This is a genomic window from Pseudomonas sp. NBRC 111143 (assembly GCF_001320965.1).
In the GTDB taxonomy this organism is placed as follows: Bacteria; Pseudomonadota; Gammaproteobacteria; order Pseudomonadales; family Pseudomonadaceae; genus Aquipseudomonas; species Aquipseudomonas machongensis.
The window spans coordinates 12,425-36,810 of the sequence record NZ_BCBT01000064.1; the positions used below are offsets into that span (position 1 = coordinate 12,425).

Sequence of the window (24,386 nt, forward strand, 5' to 3'; positions counted from 1 at the left end):
GTATAAAATTCCGTCATGACAAACAAAGAAAAACCGCTCGAATGGATCGCGAGCAGCCACAAGGATTTGATGGCGTTGCCGTCCGACGTGCGTCGCCGTTTCGGTTACGCGCTCTCGTTGGCGCAGATAGGCGATCAGGATGACGCAGCAAAGGTGCTCAAGGGGTTCGGTGGTGCCGGCGTGCTGGAGGTCGTCGAAGACGATGCCGGCGGCACCTATCGAGCGGTATACACGGTCAAGTTTGCGGAAGCGGTGTTCGTCCTGCACTGCTTCCAGAAGAAGAGCAAGAGCGGAATCGCCACGCCAAAGGCCGACATGGACATCATCCGCGCTCGGCTGAAGGTGGCCGAGGTATTGGCACAGGAGCTACGAAATGCAAAAACGAATCATTGAAGGCGTCGAGGTTCAGCGCAGCTCGGGCAACGTCTTTGCCGACCTTGGACTGCCTGACGCTGAAAAGCTCAAGATCAAGACCGGCCTGGTGGTCGAGATCAGGAGGGCCATGCGCGCCCTTGGGCTGACTCAACAAGCGGCGGCCAAACGCATGGGCATCCCGCAACCGAAGGTGTCGGGCATGATGCGCGGCGACTTCACCAATCTATCCGAACGCAAGCTGATGGATTGTCTGAATCGCCTCGGCTACGACATCGAAATCAAGGTACGGCCAGCAGCCGAGCCGATCGGGCATCTAACGCTCGCAACCGCTTAATCGGAGCTCTCCTGATGGCAGCCCGCATCACCGACGACGAATGGGACGAACTGACTCCCGAGAATTTCGATACCACGGCACTGCTGCGTGCAGTCGATGCCGTGGACGTGCTGCGCGGCGATTTGAATGACAGCGCAGACGGCGCACCTCCGCAACTGCGCACCGACCTGTTGAAGCTGCATCAACTGGCAATGGCCGCGTTCAACGAGGGATCACGCAGCCGAGTGGCTGAGCTATTTGATCTCGCCGTGGATCTTCAGGATCAGGTTGATCATCTGATGACCTCGCTGGAACAAGTGCAAGAAACCCTGTCCCGGTTGACGGCGCTCTACCCAGAAAGCCTGTCCTGAATGTTCTTGGAGACAACCACATCATGAGCCGCAGCCGCCGCAAAACGCCCATCGTTGGGCACACGACCTGCCGTAGCGAGCGCGAGGACAAGAAACTCTGGCATCAGCGCTGGCGAACCCACGAGCGCACCGCGCTGGCCAGCGCGTCGCCGGAAGCTCTATGCGCCCATCTGCCTCTACTGGAAAACCAGGTCAGCAACGTCTGGTCGATGGGTAAGGATGGCCGCTCCTACTGGCCCATCAAGCGCCAGGCCGCCACGGCGGATCGCATTGCCAACCACAAGGGACGCAATCCGCAAGAGCGCGCCTCCCTGAAAAAGCGTCTGCTGCGCAAGTGGATGAGCAAATGAACCTGTCCACCATCGAGGCGCTGGCTATCGCTTGGGCGCGAATCGCTGAAGAAGCAGAACTCCCAGCCGGCTACGAGGGCACGGCGACGCCAGAGGCGCATCGGGCCTGCGAGGTGATCCAGGAGCGGATTCGAGAGCACGTCGTCGCCACCAATGACATGCGGCTGTTCGGCCTGCTGCACCTGCTTGGGCAGGCGTCGCTGCGCATGGAGCAAGCGCTGTGGCCGGAAGAATATGCGCGGATGACCCGCGAGGTCGAGGAAGCTCTCCGAGAGGCCGACGACCCCAACGCCAAGTCGTACACCCACGAAGAAGTCATGCAGGCGATGCAGGAACGCATCGACCGAGCGCGAGACAAAGCCATGTTGATCGGCTGACGGAAATTTCGGCGGTTCCGGCTGATCCAAGAATCTTGGCGTGACCTTACCTCCGCTCTACCGCTGGGTGCCAGCCTCGGCGCACGCCTAACCACCCAACTCAGAAAGGAAAATAAGTTGGTAAAACGCATTCCCGTATCCGAGCTTCGTCTCGGCATGTACATCCACAAGCTCGCCGGCTCTTGGGTTCGACACCCATTCTGGCGCGGCAGCTTCCTGCTGACCGAGCCTCAGGATCTCTCTGCCATTCGAGAATGTGGCGTCGGGGAGGTCTGGGTCGACTTGGCCAAAAGCCAAGTCGACCCAGAGAGCCCAGAGAGCCCAGAGAGCCCAGAGCCCAGAGCCCAGAGCCCAGAGCCCAGAGCCCAGAGCCCAGAGCCCAGAGCCCAGAGCCCAGAGCCCAGAGCCCAGAGCCCAGAGCCCAGAGCCCAGAGCCCAGAGAATTGTCGGAGGAGCAATCTCTGCCGTCTAGTCCACTAAGCAAGAAAAGTGACGGCGCAACCTCAATGGAGAGCGAAATGTGTTATGCACGGAAACTCTGTCTTGCGGCCGAGTCCCAAGTCATGGACATGTTCCAGGAAGCCCGGCTTGGCAAGGCCGTCGACCCAAGCACGACGTTGCCGCTGGTCGGAGAAATCGCTGCCTCGGTGCTGCGCCAACCTCATGCCCTCATCAGCGTCGCACGCATCAAAACGCACGACGATTACACCTACCTGCACTCGGTTGCCGTCTGCGCCCTGATGCTATCGCTGGCCCGGCATCTCGATCTAGACGAGGAGCAAACGCGCCTGGCTGGCATCGGCGGACTGATGCACGACCTAGGCAAGGCCGCGATGCCGCTGGAAGTGCTTAACAAACCAGGCAAGCTCACCGATGCCGAGTTCGCCATCATGAAGCGCCACCCTGTGGAGGGCGCAAAGATGCTGCGCGCAGGCGGGGCCGAGCCCGGGGTGGTGGACATTGCCCTGCACCATCACGAGAAGATCGACGGAACCGGCTACCCGGATCGCTTGGCCGGTGACGCCATTTCACTCCTGGCCCGCATGGGCGCAATCTGCGACGTCTATGATGCCGTGACGTCGGAGCGAGCCTACAAAAAGCCGTGGGACCCGTCCGCGGCGATGCGGCAGATGGCCAAGTGGGAGGGCCATTTCGACAAACGCATCTTCCACGCCTTCGTCAAGGCCGTGGGCATCTACCCCGTCGGCTCCTTGGTTCGCCTGTCCTCTCAGCGTCTGGCCGTTGTCGTTGAGCCGGGAATGGAATCACTGCTGACTCCCAAGGTTCGCGTGTTCTTCTCGCTACGCTCGAGAGAGCCGATCCCGATGCAGACCATCGACCTGGCGGCCACGAGTTGCAAGGACAGTATCACTGGCCCCGAAGACCCGACGCTCTGGAACTTCAAGAACCTCGACGACTTGTGGATGGAATAGCCCCCACAAAACGACGGCCCCGTGAGGGAGCCGTTGAACATCGTCGAGCGATGCCCGTCCAGGGAGGGATGGCCGAGCTCGATTCTCCAGAAGGTAGCTGGTGACACGAGTGTTGAGCCCACCCAACTAGGGTGACGGAAATTTCTGGGGTTCCGGCTTACATCCCCTGCATGACTCTCCTGAAAGGTAAGCCAGGTGTTGCGAAGACCTGGTACCGCAGGAATGCGTCACACGGGTGTGGAAGGCGGCAGGCGGGGCGGCTTTATCATTTTCACGATAGTTTGAATTTTTTTCAGGCTTTCTGAACCGGGCACAGGTATGGTGCGCCGGCTTGCATGTGGACCTGCAATTCAAGAGGCCCTTGGGTGGTTATGTCCTCTGCTCGGTAACCCGAGAATCTCGATGTTCCGAGGATGAGATACCCCCTTCGACACGGTGTTTAGACCGTGCCGGTTTGCTGCATTCGTTGGGCCACCTGGGCCTCTTCTGGAATGCACCACGTGCGTTCTGAAAGCGCTGAAGTGCCGGTTAGGCGTTGGAAGATTGGCCTTCCTGAAACGGAGGTCAACGATTATGAAGCGTATGCTGAATATTCTGAGCCACGTACTGACCATCTACCGGCTTTTATCGGCCGTGTGGGGGTTGATGCGTGACCACTGTGATGCGGTCTAAACGCCCGTCCAGTGTTGAGATGTAAAAAGGCCACCCGAGCGTAAGCAGAGGTGGCCTTTCTGTTTCCGGAGTGCAACTCAGGAAGGCAGGCCGGGTACGACTTACGAAGGTGCGTACCAGCGACGTTCGATGTTCAGCTGATGCTCACGCTCGTAGACACTCACGGTTCCAGCATGCTCATGTCGACCGCCCTCGTACTGGTCCGGATCGCTATCCAAAAGCTCATCGAGTATTCCCTTGACCCTGAGAGCGTGAGCTGCGCGCTTTGCTTTGATCGCCTTGCACACGTCTACAAAATCGGGATCAGCTTCCCCATGGCGGCGGTAGGAAGCCGCCATCTTTTGAAAGATCTGCATGTGCTGGTCATCCAGGTTACGCAGGCCATTGGCATCCATGGGGTAGGCAGCGCCGGCGTACATGGCCATCGCGAACGACTGAAGAAAGCCCGCGGCCGCATAGTCGCTGTCGACCAACACTGCCCGGTGGGTGGCGAATGGAGATTCTGTCATCTGTAGAGATCCTGGAAGGTGGCGTGAGGTCGATGATTACCAGCCGGCATAGTGGGACACGAGGTGGCCCCAGTCAGCGAGAGCCGAGTTATCGCGCAGGATGGTCAGCGCCTCGGCAGCGAGAATTTTCGTTGGGCAACCGCCGGTGAGGAACACGTTGTCCTTACCTTGGTTGTACAGATGCATAAGGCTCAGAGTCATCACCCTCTGAAGCGGGGTCATGGCCCTATACGCCTTACGCATCGCAGTTAGCTTTTCCGGGATCTCAGCGTAGTCCCTTGCCCAATCACACCCCTTGGGCCGGAGACTGTAATGATCGCCTATAGCCTGGAACGGCTTGTTGTGGCGCTCAAAGCACCCATGCAGCTGATACTTCTCAACGATAGCCCAGGCGGCCTCGCCGAAAATGCGTGCCCGCTCATCTGAACCCTTGAAAGAAGGCAGCTCAGCCCCGCACACGATCGCCAGGGCAGCATATTCCGCATAGTCCAGGCTCGGGATCTTGTCGACCAGGTCCACCAACGTATATCCAGGAAAGCGCCCGGCTGCGAAGGTAGGGTTAACCGCAGCATATGCTGCGAGGGCTGCGGGCTTCTGCGAGTGGTGGATATAGCCGTGACTGGCCGTTCCCACATCACTCAGCGACCACGTGCTCAGTGCACCTTGGTGGACGCCGAAGGCGGTCAACAGCTCTGTGGCTTTCACGTGATAGTGGGCTGCATCAAACATCGTTCGTCCTCTGAAACAGTTGATTGCAAAGCTTGTGGTGGATGGGGTTCTGCACCGCCAGATCTGCGGCTATGCATTCCTCTGCCAGGTTCGGCCTCGCTTCATCACTGCAACCCTAGAACGTCGGTGTGGGCTTCGCAACCCCTAGAAATATGGCCGAACAAGGCTAAATCGCAGGCACAAAAAAAGCCGCCTGAGAATGGGCGGCTTTCTTAGGCCAAATGAGCTGAGAGGATCATCTGGCATGCGCGTACTGAAACGGTCGAACCTCAAAATAATATCCGAATTGCAATCTAGTGGGCAACCTGACCTGCCCCACCTTTTCACTAATGAAAAACCCGACCACTAGGGCCGGGTCTGTGCTGCGTTTGGAGATGATCCAGCCTAAGCCGGCAGATACTTGACCTCGGTCTCCGACCTCACCAGCTCTTGGATCACTGGGCACGTGGAAAGGCCGGTATTGACCATGTATTTCGCTGCACTCAACAGGTAACGTCGCTCTGCCAGGTACTCGCAAGGCTCAAGACCGTTGGCTCCATGACATTCGGAGAGGAAGCATTGGTAGAACACGACCTCACGCATGTCAGGGTCAGATTTGAACTTCGGTTTCACACCTACGACACGTGCTAGGTGGAATCCTGTTGGGATCACCGAAGCCCCGTGGGCAGCAGTAAGGGTTTGCAGCATGGTGGCCCCCTGGGCATTGCCTGTGATTGCGATCAAGCTTCTGAACAGGTATCTAAGCGGCTACATAGGGCACGCCAGTAACGGGCATCCTGCATCGACTCCCTCCTCATACGGCGGTATTCGGGCCTATAGCGGTGCGGTTCTGTACGAGCGGAGAGCGAGTTTTCCTTTGCCATTCGTAGACAGAAATTCAACTTGAACAGGGCATGTGCTTTCGGTCGGGTTGACTGCTGTGTTGTTGCGGTGGTCATTGGAATTGCTCCTTTGATTTTTGGCCTAGTGCGTGGAGATGGCGCACATCGATCACCACGCAAGCAGCTCGGCCGCGGGATCGAGTAGGAGGCGGCTTCACAGCCGCCGTCCTCTCACACCACCGTGCGTACGGTTCCGTACACGGCGGTTCAGGTTATACGGCTAAGCCGGTTTATCGTATCCAGTATCGAGACCAGTCCGAACCTATCCCATAGCCTCTTCGGTAGCGCCTGATTCACATGAGATGCTCCCGAGTTCCACCACGGGCCTCGGCCATTAAAGGCCGATTTACAGGCACGTTCTTCGCTCAGGCCCAGGCGCATCAGGTTGCGCGCCCTCGTTGAGGGCCGTTTCCATTGACGCCAGATGACGCAGCGAAGTTTATGCCTGACCCAACCATCCAATTTCTCAAGTGGGCGTTTGCTCTGGCTGAGCTTGAAGTAGCCAGCCCAGCCTCGCAGGACAGGGTTGATTCGCTCAATGACAGTCGCCACTTTGCGGGCCCTTACACTGCGTAGCAATATTCTGAGTCGGTCGCGTAAGCGCCCCAGGCTCATCGTTGCCACACGCAGCCTTGGTTGCTGGTGCCTGCTCATCCCGTAACCCAAGTAGTCACACTTCCAAGCCCCTGCTACTTGGCTCTTCTTCCGGTTCACCGTCAGTTTCAAACGATGGCACAGGAAGCGCTCGATACTGGCCAACACCCGCTCGCCCGCCCGAGGACTGCGCACATAAATGTTCGCATCATCGGCGTAGCGCACGAAGCGATGACCCCGCCGTTCCAATTCGCGGTCGAGCTCATCCAGAAGGATATTCGACAGCAACGGCGAGAGTGGGCCGCCTTGCGGTGTCCCCTCTTGCCGTTGGCTGACGATACCGCCCGACATGGCCCCAGCTTCAAGGTAGCGGCGGATGAGCCTAAGCACTCGCTTGTCTTCGACGCGACGCTGCAAGCAGGCCATCAGGATGTCGTGGTTGACCCGATCAAAGAACTTTTCCAGATCAAGCTCCACGCACCAGCGATGCCCCGCCGCCACATGGGAGCGGGCCAGTTCAACGGCTTGGTGAGCGCTTTTGCCCGGACGAAAACCGTAGCTGTAGTCCGAAAACAGCGGATCGAAGAGTAGCGTGAGTTGTTGCTGTAATGCTTGCTGGATCAGGCGATCCACGACGGTGGGGATTCCCAGTTGCCGTGTGCCGCCCTGCGGCTTGGGAATTTCAACCGCTCGCACTGCTTGGGGATGGTATTCACCGGCCAGCAACCTGGCCTTGAGGGTTGGCCAATACTGTTTCACGTAGCCCGCCAAGTCAGCGACCGTCATGCCATCGGCACCCGGAGCCCCCTTGTTGCTAACCACGCGTTGATACGCACGCCTGAGGTTGGCCGGTGCAAGCACCCGCTCCATCAGCGTGTCCGGCTCCGCGTTCGTCCACGTCGCTGACGCCGCCGGCACCTTTGCACTGTCAGGCATCACCCTCGGCTTCTGGCCGGGATTCGGAGTGACAGATTCCGTTGTAGGAAATTTCTGCATTACGGCTACCAACGAGACAGTGACGCCTACTGGCGGCATAACCTGTTCGGCCCTTGGTGGCGCGGTTAACCGCCACTTACTACGGCCTCGGCTGACTTCTGCACGCTCGTCCCGTCGCCTCTCGACGCTCGGTAGCACAGTGGCAAACGTGCAGATCTCCCAGGGTAATTCGCGTGACCTTCCTGCTTATGCCTGTCGGATTTACGTCACAGCGTCCCGTGCAAGTACTGGGCTTTGACGATTTGGGCCGCCTCACCCCGCTGTGCCGCCTCTATCCGCTTCCTGTTCGTCAGGCCAGCAGTTTGCCTCGGGCTTCCTTCAGATTCGCGGTCGCCCACGACACCCTTGCCTCTGGCTAACACTTCCCCTTGCCGGGTGTGTAGAGGACTTTCACCTCCAAGTCACCCGCTTTGGCCACCACAACCAAGCGGGTTGCGCTACGCGCAACGCGCCATGCCTGGCGCACCCAAAAAAAAAGCCCGACTAGGTCGGGCGTGGGTGTAGCGTTAAGCGGTCTGGTAGATCAGTTCCGCCGGGTAGACGAAGACCTGAAGTTTTCCCTGCAGACATGACAGCTCATACACCTGCTTCGCTGGTGTCCGGCCGGGGCCTGGCAGATGACGTTTTCCGACTTCAGACCAGCCCAAGCGTTTCAGTTCAGCAACCTTCTGCTCCTGGTAATGCGACATTGATGGATCCCCCTTCGTGATCACAGTCGACCAGCTGGTTCCATCTCACCAAAAATCCCGAACTCAACAAGCGTGCTGAATGCGATTTCGAGGGCCGGCTTTTGGTGGGCGAGATCCAATGCTCTCTCCCCTGCAGCTTTCCCTTTCTCCGCCTGCCAATCACACAGGAAGTCGGAGAACCGACGGTATCTGTGGAAGTCGATAAACCGGTCGAAGCAGACCTCTTCTGAGGCTGCCAGGGCGGTCATCGCCGTGAGCAGATCTTCAAATGCAGGGAGTTCACTACGTTTCAATGTGCCATCAGCTAAGAGCTGGTCGACCGTGGCTTCAAAGCGTTGCTGGTGTTCTTCCAGGCTACCGCTCACGATCCGAAGCGCGTGATCCTTCGCGACAAACTGATTTCGCCCATCGCGGTGATAGCGCGGATCGAACTCAGCGAAGCTGGTCTGCTTGAGTGAAAGCCCAGAGGTGACTCCCTCACGATCTGTTTCGATGTTCAGGCGATCAACGAATGGGGTCGACCACCGGATGCCGGTCAGCCCCTGGCGACCAGTCTGGACCATCACCATCATTCCATCAGTCAGTTCAAGTGTTGCGAGCATGAGTGTGTCCCCTTAGAACGTTGATCAAGTCCAGGGGGATGAGTCACATGAACCACGAAACTCACCAATTTTGTCTGATCGGGCACACTCCCGGGGCACCGAAAAAAACCCGGCACGTGGCCGGGTTGGGTGTAGCTTTAGGATACAGAGGGCCTGGGAGCGATAGCAGGCTCACAAGCGCGGACCACCACTTCGTAAACCAGCTTCGGCCGAGGGCAGTTCCACTGGTTTTTGAAGAAGACCCCGTTGGCGTTGTGACACCCATAGCTGGCCGTCAGTCCATCGAGCTTGCCGAGCTCCTCCAAACGCTTAGTCAGGTCGAAGGCTCTCTTACCGGTGACATGCCAGAAGCCACGCCTGGCCACCGTTTCCCGCATTTCCTGCTCAGTCTTGGATACAGCCATTTCAGCACCCCTTCCCGGCCGCAATCTGGCGCTTAACAGGCACCTTGTAGGCGTAGTGGGTGACCACGTCGCAGCGCCGCATTCCACGTCGAAGCATGTTGAGTGCAGGCTGATGCTCACGAGTATGGAGGCAGTAGCGTGTGCCACCCTCTAGTCGACGGAGCTCGCCCATTTCATGATTGATCAGCGCAATGTTCAGCTCATCCTGCAGCTGTTCCCGCTCCGGGCCTGTGGCGTTATTGACGCGATTCTGCAGAGTTTCGATGATAAGGCTCATGGTGCTCCCCATAGGTGTTGGTCTAGTTCTGGGATATGCATCACAGGCAACTGGAACAGCACCAATCGAGGAGATCCCATGGCTTGGGATGTTGAGGTAGACGCTAGCGAACGAGCGCCAGGCTCATTGAAACCGGTAGATGATCTTCTCTGTTTTGCAGAGGGGGCATCGCTTGGCGATCCTCACCACCTCGCCAGAATACTCCCGTGTCACGATACGCCCAGGATGGCCGCGCAATCTGCAGATTGCTCTCCTGAATTTCTGATACAACCCACTCATCAAACGACAACCGTGCCCGCACTTTATGGATGGCACAATCGTATCATGTACAGCCCGACTGCCGGCGGTGCACCTCATTGACGACGTATCATCAAGGTCCAAAAATGGGGCCTCGAACACTGCCCTCCTTCGAGACTCAACCCATGCAAGCAAAAGCGAAGATCGACCGCGCAGCTCTTGAGGCAATAGCCGAATCAACCCGCCGCGGGCTGTTGCTTCTTGTCGACAAACCCGGTTCTACCTTCAATGGTTTTCCGCGAGGAACCTGCGGTCCTGCCTCGGACATCCTAGGTCGACTCATCAAAGAACAACTCGGTGCTGATGGTGTGTATGTGTGGGCTGAAGACCATCCGAACCTAAAAAGGGAGCAGTCTCACGCCTGGTTCGAGGTCGACGGGTTCATTATCGACCTCACCTATGATCAATTCCCAGATACCGGGCTTACAGGTTGGGTCTTCGATCAGGGCAACGAGTGGCACGCCAAGTTCGCCGAGCAGGAACGTCGGCAGGGCTTCTGTCCTCCCAGCGGCTGGCCTGAATATCCACTCGATGGTTATGCCGCCGCTAAATCACAGATCTGAACAGGCAGGTCCCGGTACGGTCCACATGCACTGGTCCCAGGCGAAAAAAAACCCGGTCTAGTGACCGGGTCATGTGCAGCGTTTGGAGCGCGAGCATCAAGCTGGCGCTAAAGCCTGAAGTGCAGCAGTCATGCCGACTCCAAGATTTGTTCACCGGAGTGACAAGTCGAGAGATCGATCTCTACTGGCTTTTGGTCAGATTTTGCGGTCACCACGAAGGTGCACGCGCTGTCCTGTTCACCGGCGGCAATGTGGCTGCGGAAGTACCGGTCTGCGACGGCCTGGGCTGCCGCATGGTGATCCCCCTCAACCTCAACATCAGCACTCCAAGTAACGAGATACTGCCGTTCACCGCCAGCTTCAAGTTCAGTTGTGCCTCCGGCCAAGTGGAAGTGACTCTGCAGTTCAGCGATCGGCTGACGTGCGCTGACAACCTCGACGTCAGAATGTCTGATGAATCCCGAGAACCAGAAGCTGGACGCATCCACATTTAGACAGCCGGCCTTCAGTAACACATCGTTGTCGCAGCCGATCTCCTCCGCCTCTTCAGTGCCAGGAGCGTACTGATGGAATGAAGCAGTGCTGTCAAACGTCTCCACTTTGTGAAGCCCATTCTCTTTAACCAGTCGAGCTAGATTGATGATGCGTTGAGTTGCAGCCAGATCGATGCTGAAGGATGCAAATTCTGGCGTATCTTCTGCGCCGTTGGTGGCGCGGGTTTCAACGATATAGGCCTTTGCGGTGCTGGACGAATTCATAGCGATACCCTCAGGTGTGTTGGTCTAGTGAAGGGAGATGCATCACAGCCAACATGAACCGAGGACCCCAAGGACTGAGACGCCCCGCAATGCGGCGTTGCCCCACTGAATGACGCCAAAAAGAAAACCCCGTCGCTAGGACGGGGTTTGATGGGGGTTAACGGCGATGAGAGCAGATGCTCTTCAAGGCCCTGTCGACCAGGTCACCTTCGTAACTCAAGATGACCTCCACGTTGCTGCACGAGCGCTGGGAAGGTCCCAGAGCACGTGCTGCGATCAGGTAACCGTTGGGGTCCACTTGCGATGCAGCGCCGAACAGAACCGCATTATCGACCACTGCGCGGAGAACATCCCCGGCGCCATCGTCTTCGGTCCAACTGGGTGACACGGTGTTGCGAGCACTGACCTGGTTACCGCATACACGGAAGTGCTCAAAGCGCCCGGGGGCATTTTGAATCGAGACCGAGTCGCAGCCTTCAAATTTACCCACGTAGATGACCGGCCGTGTGGCGCCGTTGATGCGAGCTACGGTGGACATTTTTGAGGCAGCAACCGACAGAACAGCATCTGAAGCCTCCGAAGCACTTGCCGCATGCGGTAGCACCTGGAAGGCTAAAGCCGCGGCGATCGTGTACCAGCGTTTCATGAGGCGACCTCAAGTTTCGGAATTGAATTTTGACGTGAACGCATCAGCGTCGGAGAGGTTGCGTGCAAGATCTGCTGCTTGGGGTCCGAGCTGAGCGTATCACCAAGGAGCACTATGATCTCCCCGATTTCGACTCTATGAATGGCACAATTCGCGGCCAGCTGAATCGCAACCATGCGAGCGCAAATGCCATCGATATCGCATGCGTGAAAAAGCCATTGCTGGAGCTCCCCAGGACCTTTCGTTTCGAGCAGGTAGTTTGCTTTTGCCAACAGCATAACTCCACTGCCACAAGCCGGATCTGAGTAAGCTTTGAGATCACCGGCGCGAGGCAGGTCGATGTCACCATCGCTCATCCTGACCATCAGGCTTGCCAATGACCAGGGCGTGAAGAACTGCCCCAGCATTTGCTTGCCGCCATGGCTGGCCAGCTCTTCGTAGAGTGGGCCTAAAATGTCCTTGAACGGTTCTTCATTGGCCACCGCCTGATCGTACAGCGTGATAACTCGTCCTATTTTACCGCGGACATCATCAGGTATGGGATACCAGGGCTGAAACCCCCAAAGCTCCATCACTGCCCCTAGGAAAAATCGAAACATCTCCGCCGGCGGATACCGGTGGCCATCACACAGTGCTTCTGCCAGTGGCTTGATGGTGGGTGGTACCGCGCGTGCTAGTTTGCTTGCCATGGGCAATCTCCAGAGAGGTTGGTCGTATGCATTGGGATGCATCACAGCGACCTACAACGCCGGCCGGCGCCTGGGCATAAAAAAACCGCTCCGGTTAGGGAGCGGTTGCGTAGCGTTAATCAGCGGACTCTTCCGGATCAGCAACGTCCGGAATGGAATCACGCGGCACCCATGTCCAGGTTGCGACAAATGCGCCATCTTCACACAGCGTTACCTGGGCATCTTCATTGACCTGCAGATCATCATTGGCGATGTTGTCCAGCGCCCATGAACGGTACCGGTCCTTGAGAGCGTTCGAGTCCACTGCCTGCTGATCCGGCTCTTCTTGCGCCAGCAGTTTCTTTTGAGCGAGCTCATCGAGCAACTGAGCAGAGGGAGCGCACTGCGACAGACCGAAGTGAACTCCCTGGAGCCCGTAGCGTTTGGAAAACTCTTCTGCCGTCATCTTGGCCAGCACCTTCTCGATGCAATCACTGCACAGACCGTGACCAGCATCTTGATTGCCCCATTGCCGACCTGTGGTACGAGCACCACAGCACGGGCACAACAAGCGCACTGGGGCATCAAGATGCCCGGTCAGGTCGACTTGTGCATATGGAACATCACGGAGCTCACAGTAGGCTTTCTCATCGCCATCGGCGTCATACAGGCCCAATGTGCACTCATCCCACTCCTCAGGTTCAGCGATGGACACCTCGATCGAAAGAAGCAGGTATTGACCGTTGCAGAACTCCTTCCGCAAAGCCATGCAACCGCCTCCGGTGTGATAAACCTCGAAGCCATACGCCTGTACGGGGTCAACAACAGTTGTTCCGCACGGTGAAAAGTAGGGGTTGCGAATCTCCACGTCGTTGAACATGAAAGCCATCTCCGACGGTGAATACGGCCGCTTGAGTTCCTCGCCATTCGGCAGGACCTCGGTCATGACCATTTCTTTGGTATCAGCTGCGTTGTTTGCAATTACGTCCATGGTGCTGCGCCTCTTTGGGTAGTCATCTTGGTCTGAGATGAAGCACAGCCAGCTGTAACGACAGGCAAAAAAAAGCCGCCCCATAGGGAGCGGCGGTACAGCGGTTTAGATTCGAGCAGAGACCTGGTAACCCTTGCCTCCTTCAGCCTGCGTCACGCCGGCTTCAAGAGTGATGGTCACATCTTGCAGTCCTGCATTCTTGAACATACTCGCCACAGTTTCGGCTACCGGCTGCATTTCAAACGGCAAGACGGTGAACCAAGCTTTCGAAAACTTGCACCATCGGCACCCGTATCCAGCGAACCAGCCATTCTCGCGATTTCCAGGAACCGGATCAGGCATTTCCAGAATCTTGTTGATGCGGGTGGCAAAGGCTTCCGGGAATTCCTTCAGAACTGAAGACATAGGAACCTCTCGATCAAGCGGCTTGGTTGTGCTGTTGCTGTTGCTGGCGCTTGCCCAGCTCATTAAGGGTGTCCAGTTTTGCGATGAATCGCTCAGCCGCAGTGGTGCTGGCCAACTCAGAGACCGACTCATAACGGTTCATTCCGCCTGAATAGTCCTTTCGGCCCTCACAGGATCGGTAGAGCACTTTGAGCACTCGATCTGAACCTAGATGAACCATCAGATAGAGATGATCGCTGTGCAGGATCACCTCCCCCATGACTGCGTTCCCGCCTTTACACGACCGAATTTCGTAGCTCGTTTCTGGAAGCTTCAAACGGCCGGCGATCTCTTTGAGCAATCGCTTGCCAGAGCGGTGAAGGGTTTCTTTGGTGATGCGTTTTTCGAGCAGCGCTTTAGGGATTTGCAGCATGACGTTTCTCCACAGGGAATGACGGTCTCTTGCGAAGACCTGGTGACGGGAGATGCGCAACACAGGCATGCAAAACAATCGCGGCCCTTTCCAAGAGCACTCAACAATCCATAACACGTATGTATATTTCTATTGATTTGCTTTCAATCCTGACAGTATTATCCGGCCATCCAATTGATATCACCTAACAAGGTCAGGACGAATCAGCCCATGCACAACAATGCAACCCCCTTCAAGCCACGTCTCTCCCTGCTTGTCGCCTCCATCGCACTGGCCATGAACGCTGGCACTGCGCATGCCGCTTACGCCGGCATTGATGTCTACGCACCAACGCTGGGCTCCTCCAGTACCACCTATGATTCGCACATCGGCGGCTCTGGTGATGGCTCCACCCTGGTTGGCGCCCAGTTCAACCCGAGCACCGAAACTACCGAGGCCTTCAAGTGGACATTGCTGGGTGGCAAGCAACTGCTGGCCAGCCTTGGGACCAATGCCGCCGCCTACGCTGTGTCGAACGAAGCTGACGTCATCGTCGGTAGCTCTGTCGACAGCGTCACGGACAACGAAACCGCCGTGTACTGGAACAACGCCGGCATTCACAAGCTGGACTTCCTGAACGGCGGTGCCGAAGCTGAAGCACGCGCCGTTTCGGCTGATGGCAGCGTCATCGCCGGTTCTGCCGACGACGGTCTGACCGGCAACCGATCGGCAGTAACCTGGGACCTGGCTGGCGCTGTGACTCAGCTGGGCTACCTGAACGACGGCACCTACAGCTACGCCATGGGCATCAGCGCTGACGGCAAGGTGGTGGTGGGGTACGCACAGAACGGCGCCGGCAATGGTGATATCGCCACTCGATGGGTGGGCGGCGGTAGCGCCGAGAGCCTCGGCACCTTGGAGGGTGGTACGCAATCCATCGCCACGGCGACCAGTGCCGATGGCACTTACATCGTCGGTGCGAGTGACTCTTCGCTCGCCCTGAGCGAAGCTATGATCTGGTCCGAGCTGTCCGGCATGAAGGGCTTGGGCTTGCTGGCCGACGGTACCCTGTCCAAGGCTGAAGGCGTCTCCGCCAACGGCGCCGTGGTCGTCGGTATCGCGGACACCACTGGCACTGTCTTCTCCGGCTTCCGCTGGACCGCTGAGACCGGCATGCAGTCGCTGGTCGAATGGCTGCAGGATAACGACCCTTCCTACACTCTCCTGGCCAACAACACCCTGAACTCCGCCACTGCGGTATCTGCAGATGGCAACACCGTCTTCGGCCTGGGCTTCCTGAATGGTCGCTCGCAGCCGTTCGTAGCGCGTTCCTACGGCCCAATCTCCGAGCCTGTGGTCACTACCCCACCGGTGGTAACCACTCCGCCTGAAGAGACCATTCCAGAGGTGACCCCTCCCGTCGTCACCCCGCCTGTTACTGACCCAACGCCGCCAAGCACCGGTGGCTCCTCCAATGCAGGGGACACTTCTACTGGCGGCAGCGATGCAGGCACGGGCACCGGCGCCGGTGGTACCGAAACCGGTGCGGGTACCGGTGGCACTGGGGGCACTGACACGGGTACTGGTGGTACCGGTGGAACTGGCACTGGCGCGGGTGGCGCTGAGGCTACCACTCCACCGACTGGCGTGATCGGTTTGCTGGACCTCGGCGACTCGTTGCAGAATGCGACCCTGTACGCGCAAGCCATGCAGAATCAGCTGCAAGGCTTCGTCCAGGACCAACTGTCCTGCTCGACATTCGACACCAGCGGCATCTGTGTCAGCGTCAGCAGCCAGATGACTCATCACTCGGGTACTGTCCACGGTGACAACGTGTACGGCGGTGTTACCGCTGCATATCGACTGACTCCTGACCTGGTTGCCGGCATCGGCTACCAAGGCCCGAGCACCTCGCTCAAGATCAACGATGACCGCGTCGAGGGTGATACCAACACGATCGGTGCTTTCGTCGAGTACGGTAACCGTCTGCGCAAAGGCGTATTCGCCCGGGGCGCCGTGGCTGTTTCCGAAGGCGATGCCACCATCAAGCGCTCTTACAAAACCGGTGCCGGCGACGTCGAGTCGAAAGGCAAGGCCGATGTCAGCCAGCGTGCCGTATCCGGCCAGGTCGGCTACGTCTTCATCCTGCAGGACAACATCGCTGTCATGCCTTTCCTGGGCTTGGACTACCTCAACACCAAGCTGGATAGCTACACCGAGACCAGCGGCTCCTTCCCGGCGCACTTCGATAAGCGGACCGAAGAAAACATCTACGGTACCGCGGGCCTGGATGCCAGCATGAACCTGGCAAATAAGGCCATCGTCTCGGCGAACATCAAGCACGTCAGCCGCCTGAACAACTCGCAAGACGATCTGACCGGTGATGTGATGGGTGTGTCGCGCTTCGACATGAAGCAAGACACCACTGAGCGCTGGAACGAAGTGGGCGTTGGCCTGCAGGTTGCCGGCCCGTTCAAGGCCTCCCGCGTGGGCATCACCTACGGCCACCGCTTCGGCAGCGACAAAGCCGTTGCCTCGGACGTCGCTACGCTGTCCCTGTCGGTCGGTTTCTAATCGGAAACTGGTACACCAAGCGCCCCACTCAGTAGTGGGGCGTTTTTGTTTGTGGGCGGTTATCGGCAGGCAAAAAAAAGCCACTCCGAAGAGTGGCCGGGGATCATTGGTGTTAGGCAGCAGGCTGCTTGTTCTGTTGCTCCCACCAAGCGCGGAAGCTGGTTACCAGAGAGCAGCCATTGTCCTCAGGCAAGGCGATTACCGCCTTGTTCTGGAGACTGATTGCATGCTCTGGCTCACCATCACGTGAACAGTGGTAGAGCTTGAAGGTGTTACGTGTATCGAGCTGGAAGCAGCACAGAGTGCCCTTCGGCCGTTTGTAATAGACCCGGCAGAAACCCGAGTCAACGGAGTGGAAGGCCAGCTGTTCAACTGCTGGAACTTCAGCGGGAGGGAGCAGGCTGTTGCGATGCTCAACGAGCAGCACACGCAAGGCTTCCAAGTTGAGGGAGCGCTTAACTCCATCAGGGAACAGTTCGTCGCCAAACAAAGCGACCAAATCTGCCTCCAAACTCTCTTTTACCAAGTGGCAGTCTACCTGGTCCCAGGCACGACAATTGATCCATTCTCGCTTTTGCACAGGCGTTTCATTTTCATCAACGTAACCACGCTGATCAGCCATAGCCTCAGCTACTTTGACGCAGGCTTCAGCGTGGCTGGTAGCATGCACATAATCACTGTAGGTACCTTCATCCTCCTGAACCCAGTTCAGAGTAACAGCGTAAAGGTCAACGGCAGGTTGATTAACTCTTACTTTGGTGTCGCTCATGTTTAGTTTCCTTGATTAATTAGAGTTAGCCAGCGAGCTTCATATCTTGCTGAAGCGCAGTTTTGCCTTCATTGAAAGCGTTTAAGAGTTCCGGGATATCAGACAGGAGTGCATGAGGGGTTTCAGACGCCCCCCAGCCATATCCCCAGGCAGCATCCTTTGCATCTTGAAATGCATTGGCTGCTAGTTGAGTGGTTTCCGGCGATTTCATGAGTAGTACGGCTAACGCCCATTGAGATCGAGCGTAAGCCGCAAGCTGAAAACAGGTATTCATACGTTCACCACAGTAGTTTCATAACTATCTGTAATGACGCACACGGACCTGTATTGTAGTTGTACTGCGCAGTACACAGGCCAGGACAAATATCCGGATATTGACTTGAAGGTTTTGAAGCTTTGCTAAAGAATTACTGCATCATGTTCTAGGAATGAAAACCATGCTGCCTGACGCACTGGTAACCATCGGGATGTTCGCCATCGCCTTTTTCGTCATTTGGCTGATGCTGGTGTTCTTGCTCTTGATCCACGAAGCCGGGCATCTAATACCGATGCAGCGGTTTGGTATCAAGCCAGACAAACTCATTATTGGTGGATACAAGCTTTTCTCGTTCCGAAAATCCGGGATCATTCATGAAATTGGTCTGATTCCGCTGTGGGCATATGTGGTCAGCTCCGACTATGAAAAGGCGCCCTCAGACCGCCGGGCGATCATCGCTGCGGGCGGCCCTCTCATCTCACTGGCGACCGGCCTGCTGTTCTTCGGGATTAACTACGTCACGCCGAACTGGCCGACGCTTGTCGCGGCCCAGGGCTCGATCCTCCTGGCGGCGACTAACATCATCCCCCTGCCTCCAATGGACGGGTGGACGATCGTCGAGTATTTCTTGAACCGCCGCGGTATCTACTTTGATGACAGGAACAGGCGGCTCCTCATGGGCGTAGGGTTGGCGACCATAATTGCTATCACCCTCGCCCTCTAGAATTACAGAACTCTGCTCTTCATCTCCTGGTGCAAGTTCAACCCACCAGGAGATGACTCATGACCACTACTTCCCTCGACTGCACCTCACGGCTCCCAGCTGTGCGCCCAGGCTTCTTCGAGGAGGCCTTCCAGAGCTACAACGTACCGCCGAGAATCCGCGCATTTGCAGAAGCTTTCTGCATCCGCTTTGACGTTCGCGGCATCTGCGACCCGGCCTATTGTGCAAACTCTGCAGCCCTTAAGCTGAAGATCGGTGATGGTTGCGGGACCTTCGATCACGAGAAAGAACCCGTCGAGAACGGCATCCCCCTGATCGGTGAGCAACTGCTGTTCTCATACAGCACCTGCATCCAACGAGCAGAGCCAGGCACTACCGCCGACGTCATCAACAGCATGGTGAAAGCTGCTCTGGCGGGGGCAACCGTTGAGGAGCTCTTGCCACCGCCAGCAGCACCCGCTGCTACAAGCTGAACACACCCAAACCGCCTTTCGAGGCGGTTTTTTTTCGTCGATCAAATGCAGTTATTGCTTTTAGATACAGACGGCGTATGTGTTCATGTATTATTCACGCGCTAAAACCATGAAGGATCAACCATGCTCACGAGCCAGCCCCAGCAAGGCATTTCTTCTCCCGCCCACCTGCCGGCCGGCAGCACCTCAGCGGTTAAGTGGTTCTCCCAGGTCACTGTCGAGCTTTCGTATTGGCACGGGAATCAGAGACTGAAAAACCTCGATCAGTTCGAATGGCATGGTGATGCCGTGATGGCGCCAGCGCTGACCCACGCTCAAAGCAAATGTGATTTCTACCAGATCGACGAATCGTCCTCCCTTGAGCTGTGGGCGTTCCGCTCCCAGTGGCAAGTTGCGAAGGTTCGTGAGGGCGCCGACCAGCACTGGTCGTTTGCGGACAGCCTCGACCATGACGTGACAAGGGTCTTGGTCAGCCATCATCCAGTCTGGTCATCAAAACACGGGAAGATGTCCCCTCCTGACACCTGGCCAGGGTTCACCGCTACATTCCGGAAAATCATTTCGGTCGACGCTAGCCGGTCAACCGCTGAACTGGGAGGCTTGGTCACTGCGGCTCTGTGCGTCATCGAGCAAGGTCCTGAAGCTCTGGGGCTCGCGATTACCGATGGTGGAATTCGAGACCTGACTATTACACGCGTCGGAGCAAACACCCGTAGTGCTGGTTGCGAGTTGTTGATGGTGACGGGGGCAATCGCGGTGGCCATGTCACCCTACCAGGCTGAGCCCGGCTTTGACCAACTGGAAGCAGCCGTCCGCAGCTCAGTCGGCATCAAGCTATCCCTCGTCGACGGAGTCACTGCCTCGGGGCACCTCGATGCTGGGCAGCGCTCGACAATCTGGGTAGTCGAAGGACAAAATACACTAAATAATACCTAGCGCGTATGCGTACGCGTTATGTAATATTGCCGCGCCGGACAGATAGATACCCTGTCCGAATGGCTGGTGTCGGCAAATCTGGGTTATGCGCAGGTGTCAGTCATCTCTCTTAGCAAGTTCAACGATTTCTGACCCTTCAGGAGGGCACCGCCATGACCACAACCGTCGAAAACAGCAGCAGCGAACACCAGTTGGATCTGGATTTCCGCATGATCATCACCACTGGCAACATCAAAAAAGCGATGGAAAAGGGTGATGGCAAGAAGCGGTTCACCGCAGGCGACCTCTGGAACATAGCGCCAGGTACTATCCAGGTCATCCCGGGGTACAACGTAAGAGAGCGAAATGCTGACTACTTGGCCAACGTTCAGAAACTGAAGCAATCCATCAAGGACAACGGATTCAAGAAAGACTCGGCTCTCTCGGTCATCATCCGTCGCGATGAGAATGGAGAGCAGTCAATTTGTCTGAAGCGTGGCCATCAGCGTCTTGAAGCCACGATGGAATTGGTCGCCGAAGGTGAAAGCATCCCGACCGTCCCTTGCATCATTGCTGCAGATGATTGTTCCGAAGAGGACATGACTGCAGACCTTGTGCTCAGCAACAATGGTTCACCGCTTAGCCCATATGCAACAGCAGTTGTTTGCAAACGCATGACCCGCTTCCATCCCGATGACCATTCCGCGATCGCCAAAAAACTGAATCTCTGGCCCGCCCAGGTTTCGGACTACCTCTTGATGATCAACGGACCTATCGAGATCAGGAACTACGTCCGCGACGGAGTGGTTTCCTTCACGCTGGCTGTTCAGATCCTTCAAGAGCATGGCCCCAAAGCTCTGCAAGTGATCGAGCAAGGCCTTGCCCGCTCAGCTGCTGCAGGCGGCAAAACCGAAAAGCTCAGGCCAAGGTTTGTTCCAGGCAAGGTCATCAAGAAGGCAATTACCCAAGCAGCTCCAACGATGAAAACAGCCATCGAAAACATTAGACAGGATAAGGGCTATTCGCAGTTGAGCCCGGAGAATCAACAGAAGCTTGAGGAGATCCTGCAGCAATTCCGCCTGGCGGAAGAGGAAGAGGAAAAACTGAACGTGAACCCGTCTACTGAGCAACAGCTCGACCTCAAAGACACTGAGGAATAACCATGCCTTCCAGGCTGCCCCTACACTCGATGTAGGGGCTTTTTTTTGCCTACCGGAAAATGGCCTTCAACCTCGTCCTCCAAGTTGTATGCACCTCGTGCCGCTTCATTTCCCCGAAAGCTGACCACTCAAGCTGCACCGAACCGGATGAGCCCGTGCACATGATCGTGAATCGAGTGAACGATGCGCATGCCTCACAGGCAGCAAGCCCAGCCAGCTCGAAGCGATCGCCCGGCTGAGGTGTGACCTCCCCCCTCACCAACTCTCCGTTCAAACTACGCCGGCATTGGCCGCAGTCGACTGCGAAGCGGGCCAATTGAGTACCATCTGAAAAGACGATCGGGAGGCGAAGGTGCAAAGGCCTCACCTGCCGCCACCGGCTGATCGCTCCGTCAATTGTTGAAGTGCTACCAACCTCAATACTGCTTGCCACTGACACGGCCCTCATCGATCGCCTGCATGTACACCTGGACCCAACCTGGAATCCGCCGCTGCCCTCTTTCCCAATAGCCTACTGCGGCGTACGCCCATCCCAGTGCATCGGCCAGTTGTGTTTGTGTCCACCCTAGAACCTCGGCCCTGATGCGCCTGATGTCTGCACCGGCCAGGCTCGGTGCGTCGCCGACCAGCTCACCTTGCACTGCAGCTTGGAAGAGCGATCGAGCTGCAGCCGGTATATGGCCCCCTTTCTCCCATTTCGATACCAGCCCGGGTGACACGGACAGCATCGAGGCTATAGCTGCCTGAGTCAGGCCTGCTGCATGGCGCTGGAGGGCAAGATCAGTGTGCACGGTTTGGGTGAACTGGATCTGGTGCTCAGTGGCCATGTCGTCGCGATAGCATTGCGCTGCTCGCTTTGCGCGGGAACGGCCGTGGTAGGCCAAGTCGCGAAAATGGCGATCGGCGACAAACTTCCCATCCTTCATCAGTCGAACGCGCCAGCCGGCATCAGAAGGCTTCGATGGGCGGTTGTCCCGGGTAATGCCCTGCATGCTGGAGTCAGCGATGCGCCTGACAGCCGATACTTCGATGCCAGGTGCGGACGTGGAGGTATCCATAAGCCTCAATCATCCAGGGAGTCGTTCTGATCTGACTCTTGGGCATCATCATCACCCAGGAACAGCCCATTGCTGGAGAGCAGACCACCACCCAGAACGAGAGCTGACGTAACCGCCAGTGCCGGCACCCCATCCGACTCCCCTGCGTCAGCATTGGCGCCCTTCGGCCGCGGCTTCACCGGAATCGGGATACTCGCTGCCGCAGTTGCCGTAGGAGCTTGAAGTGTCAGGGGGGCATCAGGACGCTTTTGAGGTACCGGCTTTGGTAGAGGATTGCCCCGATCTGGCATGAGTAGTGGCACATCATCGTCCAGATTTATCGTGACCTCACTGGCCTGCGCTTTCTCCAGGCTTTTGAAAAACTCATCAGACCGCGCCATCAATTTGCGGAACTGCTTGTCGGTCATGAGTTCCCGCCGGCGCAGCCCACCCATGTTCCGGATGGTGTCTGTAGTGATGGCGTACAGGGCATCTTGAAGCTCAGTGCGCACCTGGTGCGTCATGTATTCACACTTCAAGGACAGTACTTGTTCCGCTCGGCCAACCTGGGTCTCCAGTTTCTCAAGCGCCTGAAGCTGGCGCTGGATCCGCAGTTCTGCCACTTGTGCCGTGGTTCTGGACCGGTTGAACCAGTACCAAGCACCGAGGAGGAAAAGGGCCCCCGCGGATGCAGCCAGGTACGTAGGCAGTTCGCTCGAAGGAGGGTCTGGCACAAGATTTAAACTGAACGAGTCGGCTGAGACCAGGGACAGTGAGAGCACCCCTGACAGAGACAAAAGCAATGGTCGTTTCGCAGTCATATCGGGCTCCAACGCTGACAGCATCAATAGGCATATTTGATACATAACGCGTACGCGTACACGCATAGTATCGCCTTGGATTTAATTGTCACGCTGAAAGAATGAGCTGCCAGGGTTTCCCCTACGGATGACCTATTTTCGGGGTGCAGCTGGAGTACTGCTGATACGGCCGGCAGTGGAAGCGCATGGGCACCCAGGCTCTTGCAAGGATGGTCAACAGCTGTGGCCGATGGGTAGGAGTGAACTTTTCTGTGAAACGCCGCCCCGCTTCACAAAAAAAATGACCAGGCGCCGATCAAAACGGGGCCTGGTATGTCATCTATTTTGTGAACCTACACCTGGCATTACATCTGATCGAGCTTGAATGAACTGGCGCCAGCCACGAGGTCACTTCCTAGGTTGCCGAGGATCGTATCCTGAGAAACGGCTACACCGTGGCCCCTGACGCCGCCTGTGCTAACCCAGTAGACCTTGCCTGTGCCAGCCTCCACCACGCGCTTGTGGAGCTGCACCGAATAGCTGAAAATTACGGGGCTTGCGAAGGGTTAGATTCCTGCCATAGTACTTACATGCTCTTAGCAGCTCACATGGTATTTCTGTGTGATGCTGCTGAGAACGTCAAGGCTATAGGGATGGTGGGAGTATGGAGCTCGTTTGGGCAACCGATGACCTGGTAATCGCTGGCCATTCGTACAAAGGCTTTCCGATCCTCCTGTGGGAATCGATGGAGAGCTGTGTCCCTGCCAACCTGTTCTTTCGTTACTACCTGCTTCGAGGTGCGATTGGCTCAAAACGGTCCTGGCCTAGCACTGGACGTGCTCTGTACGATTTCTTCAGCTTCCTCGAAGCTCACACGCTCGACTGGCGTAACGTTGAACGTGGTGAGGAAAAAAATCTTGTAGCTGCGTACCGTGATTACTCCCTGAAGACCTGCAATCTCGCGCCGAACACAGTTCGGCAGCGAATCACTTACGTCTGCAAGTTCTACGAATTCGCACTGAAGGAACGGTGGGTGGATTGCCTCCCTTTCGCATTCGAAGAGCGGCACGTAAGCCGCCAGCCTGGGGTTCTTGCGCATATCGATGCTCGGCGCGGGTTGGTGATGGCCAATGATGTGATGCCACGCATCCAGAGCTCCCTCCCCCGCTTCCTGACGATGCTCCAAGTAAAGAATCTACTCGCAGCCGCAGTTAACCCCCACCATCGGATGATGATCCGATTGGCCCTCCATACTGGCTTACGTCGAGAAGAAATTGCTGCCTTTCCGCTCGCCTACGTATTTAACCCCCAAGATGACAAATCCAACGTACGCAATTTTCTGATCAAACTCGATCCGTACGATGGAAGTGGCATGGTCACCAAAGGT

Annotated in this window: 30 protein-coding genes and 1 pseudogene; 14 read left to right on the top strand and 17 right to left on the bottom strand. The window is 57.0% G+C overall.

Annotated elements, in window-relative coordinates; genetic code table 11:
* Positions 1-15: 15 nt before the first annotated feature.
* The 7 genes from APH44_RS25195 to APH44_RS25220 all read left to right on the top strand — a co-directional run bounded on the left by APH44_RS25195 (position 16) and on the right by APH44_RS25220 (position 3,219).
* Complete coding sequence (locus APH44_RS25195; protein ID WP_003151133.1) at positions 16-393, top strand: type II toxin-antitoxin system RelE/ParE family toxin; 378 nt, start codon at positions 16-18, stop codon at positions 391-393.
* Positions 374-709, top strand: a complete 336-nt coding sequence (locus APH44_RS25200; RefSeq protein WP_001172026.1) for a helix-turn-helix domain-containing protein — start codon at positions 374-376, stop codon at positions 707-709. The genes APH44_RS25195 and APH44_RS25200 overlap by 20 nt, the downstream gene beginning before the upstream one ends.
* Before the next feature lie 14 nt (positions 710-723).
* Complete coding sequence (locus tag APH44_RS25205; RefSeq protein ID WP_000741275.1) at positions 724-1,059, top strand: hypothetical protein; 336 nt, start codon at positions 724-726, stop codon at positions 1,057-1,059.
* Between the two features lie 23 nt (positions 1,060-1,082).
* On the top strand, positions 1,083-1,409 hold the full coding sequence (locus APH44_RS25210; protein ID WP_000091614.1) for a hypothetical protein: 327 nt from the start codon (positions 1,083-1,085) through the stop codon (positions 1,407-1,409).
* Positions 1,406-1,786, top strand: a complete 381-nt coding sequence (locus tag APH44_RS25215) for a hypothetical protein (RefSeq protein ID WP_001054412.1) — start codon at positions 1,406-1,408, stop codon at positions 1,784-1,786. Before APH44_RS25210 ends, APH44_RS25215 begins: the two co-directional genes overlap by 4 nt.
* 156 nt (positions 1,787-1,942) lie before the next feature.
* Positions 1,943-2,266 carry a DUF3391 domain-containing protein gene (locus APH44_RS29440; RefSeq protein ID WP_256250266.1) on the top strand — a complete coding sequence of 108 codons (324 nt, stop codon included), beginning with the start codon at positions 1,943-1,945 and terminating at the stop codon, positions 2,264-2,266.
* 83 nt (positions 2,267-2,349) lie between these two features.
* A complete protein-coding gene (locus tag APH44_RS25220; protein WP_223198360.1) occupies positions 2,350-3,219 on the top strand; it encodes an HD-GYP domain-containing protein in 870 nt (289 codons plus the stop codon).
* 773 nt (positions 3,220-3,992) lie between these two features.
* On the opposite strand, the gene APH44_RS25225 is transcribed toward APH44_RS25220, so the two are convergent.
* From APH44_RS25225 to APH44_RS25260, 7 genes are all read right to left on the bottom strand, one after another.
* The gene (locus APH44_RS25225; protein ID WP_023383747.1) at positions 3,993-4,400 is read right to left on the bottom strand and encodes a hypothetical protein; all 408 of its coding nucleotides are present in this window, start codon (positions 4,398-4,400) and stop codon (positions 3,993-3,995) included.
* 36 nt (positions 4,401-4,436) lie between these two features.
* Positions 4,437-5,129 (bottom strand): hypothetical protein, encoded by a 693-nt coding sequence (locus APH44_RS25230; RefSeq protein WP_023383746.1) that lies wholly within the window; start codon positions 5,127-5,129, stop codon positions 4,437-4,439.
* Between the two features lie 1,088 nt (positions 5,130-6,217).
* Positions 6,218-7,639, bottom strand: coding sequence for a group II intron reverse transcriptase/maturase (ltrA, locus tag APH44_RS25240; protein WP_024718247.1), 1,422 nt, complete (start codon positions 7,637-7,639; stop codon positions 6,218-6,220).
* Positions 7,640-8,106: 467 nt separating this feature from the next.
* Positions 8,107-8,289 carry a hypothetical protein gene (locus APH44_RS25245; RefSeq protein ID WP_023383744.1) on the bottom strand — a complete coding sequence of 61 codons (183 nt, stop codon included), beginning with the start codon at positions 8,287-8,289 and terminating at the stop codon, positions 8,107-8,109.
* Between the two features lie 20 nt (positions 8,290-8,309).
* Positions 8,310-8,891: a hypothetical protein gene (locus APH44_RS25250; RefSeq protein ID WP_054895136.1), complete on the bottom strand. Its 582-nt coding sequence runs from the start codon at positions 8,889-8,891 to the stop codon at positions 8,310-8,312.
* A 137-nt stretch (positions 8,892-9,028) separates the two neighbouring features.
* A complete protein-coding gene (locus APH44_RS25255) occupies positions 9,029-9,295 on the bottom strand; it encodes a hypothetical protein (RefSeq protein WP_023383743.1) in 267 nt (88 codons plus the stop codon).
* A gap of 1 nt (position 9,296) precedes the next feature.
* Complete coding sequence (locus APH44_RS25260) at positions 9,297-9,572, bottom strand: hypothetical protein (RefSeq protein ID WP_135002417.1); 276 nt, start codon at positions 9,570-9,572, stop codon at positions 9,297-9,299.
* Between the two features lie 422 nt (positions 9,573-9,994).
* On the opposite strand from APH44_RS25260, the gene APH44_RS25265 reads away from it, so the two are divergent.
* Entirely contained in the window at positions 9,995-10,432 is a 438-nt protein-coding gene (locus tag APH44_RS25265) for a hypothetical protein (RefSeq protein ID WP_023383741.1), read from the top strand.
* Between the two features lie 128 nt (positions 10,433-10,560).
* Here the strand turns inward: APH44_RS25265 and APH44_RS30490 are convergent, their stop codons facing one another.
* The 6 genes from APH44_RS30490 to APH44_RS25295 form a co-directional block, all read right to left on the bottom strand.
* Positions 10,561-11,190, bottom strand: coding sequence for a hypothetical protein (locus APH44_RS30490; protein WP_224459415.1), 630 nt, complete (start codon positions 11,188-11,190; stop codon positions 10,561-10,563).
* A 157-nt stretch (positions 11,191-11,347) separates the two neighbouring features.
* Positions 11,348-11,836, bottom strand: a complete 489-nt coding sequence (locus tag APH44_RS25275; protein ID WP_023383739.1) for a hypothetical protein — start codon at positions 11,834-11,836, stop codon at positions 11,348-11,350.
* Entirely contained in the window at positions 11,833-12,525 is a 693-nt protein-coding gene (locus APH44_RS25280) for an N-6 DNA methylase (RefSeq protein WP_023383738.1), read from the bottom strand. Before APH44_RS25280 ends, APH44_RS25275 begins: the two co-directional genes overlap by 4 nt.
* Before the next feature lie 115 nt (positions 12,526-12,640).
* On the bottom strand, positions 12,641-13,495 hold the full coding sequence (locus APH44_RS25285) for a hypothetical protein (protein ID WP_023383737.1): 855 nt from the start codon (positions 13,493-13,495) through the stop codon (positions 12,641-12,643).
* 105 nt (positions 13,496-13,600) lie between these two features.
* A complete protein-coding gene (locus tag APH44_RS25290) occupies positions 13,601-13,900 on the bottom strand; it encodes a hypothetical protein (RefSeq protein ID WP_023383736.1) in 300 nt (99 codons plus the stop codon).
* 13 nt (positions 13,901-13,913) lie between these two features.
* Positions 13,914-14,312, bottom strand: a complete 399-nt coding sequence (locus APH44_RS25295) for a hypothetical protein (protein ID WP_023383735.1) — start codon at positions 14,310-14,312, stop codon at positions 13,914-13,916.
* A 210-nt stretch (positions 14,313-14,522) separates the two neighbouring features.
* Here APH44_RS25295 and APH44_RS25300 point away from each other — a divergent pair, with 210 nt between their 5' ends.
* A complete protein-coding gene (locus APH44_RS25300) occupies positions 14,523-16,865 on the top strand; it encodes an autotransporter domain-containing protein (protein ID WP_054895137.1) in 2,343 nt (780 codons plus the stop codon).
* A 112-nt stretch (positions 16,866-16,977) separates the two neighbouring features.
* Here the strand turns inward: APH44_RS25300 and APH44_RS29890 are convergent, their stop codons facing one another.
* Positions 16,978-17,634, bottom strand: a complete 657-nt coding sequence (locus APH44_RS29890; RefSeq protein WP_060495349.1) for a hypothetical protein — start codon at positions 17,632-17,634, stop codon at positions 16,978-16,980.
* Between the two features lie 25 nt (positions 17,635-17,659).
* Positions 17,660-17,908 (bottom strand): hypothetical protein, encoded by a 249-nt coding sequence (locus APH44_RS29895; RefSeq protein ID WP_122227892.1) that lies wholly within the window; start codon positions 17,906-17,908, stop codon positions 17,660-17,662.
* Positions 17,909-18,071: 163 nt separating this feature from the next.
* On the opposite strand from APH44_RS29895, the gene APH44_RS25310 reads away from it, so the two are divergent.
* From APH44_RS25310 to APH44_RS25325, 4 genes are all read left to right on the top strand, one after another.
* On the top strand, positions 18,072-18,614 hold the full coding sequence (locus tag APH44_RS25310) for a site-2 protease family protein (RefSeq protein WP_023383731.1): 543 nt from the start codon (positions 18,072-18,074) through the stop codon (positions 18,612-18,614).
* Positions 18,615-18,673: 59 nt separating this feature from the next.
* Positions 18,674-19,087, top strand: coding sequence for a hypothetical protein (locus APH44_RS30155; RefSeq protein WP_023383730.1), 414 nt, complete (start codon positions 18,674-18,676; stop codon positions 19,085-19,087).
* A gap of 123 nt (positions 19,088-19,210) precedes the next feature.
* Positions 19,211-20,023 carry a hypothetical protein gene (locus tag APH44_RS25320; protein WP_023383729.1) on the top strand — a complete coding sequence of 271 codons (813 nt, stop codon included), beginning with the start codon at positions 19,211-19,213 and terminating at the stop codon, positions 20,021-20,023.
* Positions 20,024-20,175: 152 nt separating this feature from the next.
* Positions 20,176-21,162, top strand: a complete 987-nt coding sequence (locus tag APH44_RS25325; protein WP_023383728.1) for a hypothetical protein — start codon at positions 20,176-20,178, stop codon at positions 21,160-21,162.
* A gap of 416 nt (positions 21,163-21,578) precedes the next feature.
* On the opposite strand, the gene APH44_RS25330 is transcribed toward APH44_RS25325, so the two are convergent.
* Positions 21,579-22,220, bottom strand: a complete 642-nt coding sequence (locus APH44_RS25330) for a DNA-binding transcriptional regulator (RefSeq protein WP_023383727.1) — start codon at positions 22,218-22,220, stop codon at positions 21,579-21,581.
* Between the two features lie 5 nt (positions 22,221-22,225).
* Positions 22,226-23,020: a hypothetical protein gene (locus APH44_RS25335; protein WP_023383726.1), complete on the bottom strand. Its 795-nt coding sequence runs from the start codon at positions 23,018-23,020 to the stop codon at positions 22,226-22,228.
* A 643-nt stretch (positions 23,021-23,663) separates the two neighbouring features.
* On the opposite strand from APH44_RS25335, the pseudogene APH44_RS25340 reads away from it, so the two are divergent.
* A pseudogene (locus tag APH44_RS25340) lies at positions 23,664-24,386 on the top strand (site-specific integrase); the annotation flags it as partial.

Excerpts from the sequence above, each read along its gene's own strand:
- APH44_RS29895 (WP_122227892.1), bottom strand. The coding sequence starts at position 17,908 with ATGAATACCTGTTTTCAGCTTGCGGCTTACGCTCGATCTCAATGGGCG.
- APH44_RS25225 (WP_023383747.1), bottom strand. The coding sequence starts at position 4,400 with ATGACAGAATCTCCATTCGCCACCCACCGGGCAGTGTTGGTCGACAGC.
- APH44_RS25285 (WP_023383737.1), bottom strand. The coding sequence starts at position 13,495 with ATGGACGTAATTGCAAACAACGCAGCTGATACCAAAGAAATGGTCATG.
- APH44_RS25210 (WP_000091614.1), top strand. The coding sequence starts at position 1,083 with ATGAGCCGCAGCCGCCGCAAAACGCCCATCGTTGGGCACACGACCTGC.
- APH44_RS30490 (WP_224459415.1), bottom strand. The coding sequence starts at position 11,190 with ATGAATTCGTCCAGCACCGCAAAGGCCTATATCGTTGAAACCCGCGCC.
- APH44_RS25275 (WP_023383739.1), bottom strand. The coding sequence starts at position 11,836 with ATGAAACGCTGGTACACGATCGCCGCGGCTTTAGCCTTCCAGGTGCTA.
- ltrA (WP_024718247.1), bottom strand. The coding sequence starts at position 7,639 with ATGCCGCCAGTAGGCGTCACTGTCTCGTTGGTAGCCGTAATGCAGAAA.
- APH44_RS25255 (WP_023383743.1), bottom strand. The coding sequence starts at position 9,295 with ATGGCTGTATCCAAGACTGAGCAGGAAATGCGGGAAACGGTGGCCAGG.
- APH44_RS25205 (WP_000741275.1), top strand. The coding sequence starts at position 724 with ATGGCAGCCCGCATCACCGACGACGAATGGGACGAACTGACTCCCGAG.
- APH44_RS25265 (WP_023383741.1), top strand. The coding sequence starts at position 9,995 with ATGCAAGCAAAAGCGAAGATCGACCGCGCAGCTCTTGAGGCAATAGCC.
- APH44_RS25295 (WP_023383735.1), bottom strand. The coding sequence starts at position 14,312 with ATGCTGCAAATCCCTAAAGCGCTGCTCGAAAAACGCATCACCAAAGAA.
- APH44_RS25320 (WP_023383729.1), top strand. The coding sequence starts at position 19,211 with ATGCTCACGAGCCAGCCCCAGCAAGGCATTTCTTCTCCCGCCCACCTG.
- APH44_RS25195 (WP_003151133.1), top strand. The coding sequence starts at position 16 with ATGACAAACAAAGAAAAACCGCTCGAATGGATCGCGAGCAGCCACAAG.
- APH44_RS29890 (WP_060495349.1), bottom strand. The coding sequence starts at position 17,634 with ATGAGCGACACCAAAGTAAGAGTTAATCAACCTGCCGTTGACCTTTAC.
- APH44_RS25330 (WP_023383727.1), bottom strand. The coding sequence starts at position 22,220 with ATGGATACCTCCACGTCCGCACCTGGCATCGAAGTATCGGCTGTCAGG.
- APH44_RS25220 (WP_223198360.1), top strand. The coding sequence starts at position 2,350 with ATGGACATGTTCCAGGAAGCCCGGCTTGGCAAGGCCGTCGACCCAAGC.
- APH44_RS25250 (WP_054895136.1), bottom strand. The coding sequence starts at position 8,891 with ATGCTCGCAACACTTGAACTGACTGATGGAATGATGGTGATGGTCCAG.
- APH44_RS25300 (WP_054895137.1), top strand. The coding sequence starts at position 14,523 with ATGCACAACAATGCAACCCCCTTCAAGCCACGTCTCTCCCTGCTTGTC.
- APH44_RS25215 (WP_001054412.1), top strand. The coding sequence starts at position 1,406 with ATGAACCTGTCCACCATCGAGGCGCTGGCTATCGCTTGGGCGCGAATC.
- APH44_RS25230 (WP_023383746.1), bottom strand. The coding sequence starts at position 5,129 with ATGTTTGATGCAGCCCACTATCACGTGAAAGCCACAGAGCTGTTGACC.
- APH44_RS25260 (WP_135002417.1), bottom strand. The coding sequence starts at position 9,572 with ATGAGCCTTATCATCGAAACTCTGCAGAATCGCGTCAATAACGCCACA.
- APH44_RS25310 (WP_023383731.1), top strand. The coding sequence starts at position 18,072 with ATGCTGCCTGACGCACTGGTAACCATCGGGATGTTCGCCATCGCCTTT.
- APH44_RS25200 (WP_001172026.1), top strand. The coding sequence starts at position 374 with ATGCAAAAACGAATCATTGAAGGCGTCGAGGTTCAGCGCAGCTCGGGC.
- APH44_RS25245 (WP_023383744.1), bottom strand. The coding sequence starts at position 8,289 with ATGTCGCATTACCAGGAGCAGAAGGTTGCTGAACTGAAACGCTTGGGC.
- APH44_RS29440 (WP_256250266.1), top strand. The coding sequence starts at position 1,943 with ATGTACATCCACAAGCTCGCCGGCTCTTGGGTTCGACACCCATTCTGG.
- APH44_RS25290 (WP_023383736.1), bottom strand. The coding sequence starts at position 13,900 with ATGTCTTCAGTTCTGAAGGAATTCCCGGAAGCCTTTGCCACCCGCATC.
- APH44_RS25335 (WP_023383726.1), bottom strand. The coding sequence starts at position 23,020 with ATGACTGCGAAACGACCATTGCTTTTGTCTCTGTCAGGGGTGCTCTCA.
- APH44_RS30155 (WP_023383730.1), top strand. The coding sequence starts at position 18,674 with ATGACCACTACTTCCCTCGACTGCACCTCACGGCTCCCAGCTGTGCGC.
- APH44_RS25280 (WP_023383738.1), bottom strand. The coding sequence starts at position 12,525 with ATGGCAAGCAAACTAGCACGCGCGGTACCACCCACCATCAAGCCACTG.
- APH44_RS25325 (WP_023383728.1), top strand. The coding sequence starts at position 20,176 with ATGACCACAACCGTCGAAAACAGCAGCAGCGAACACCAGTTGGATCTG.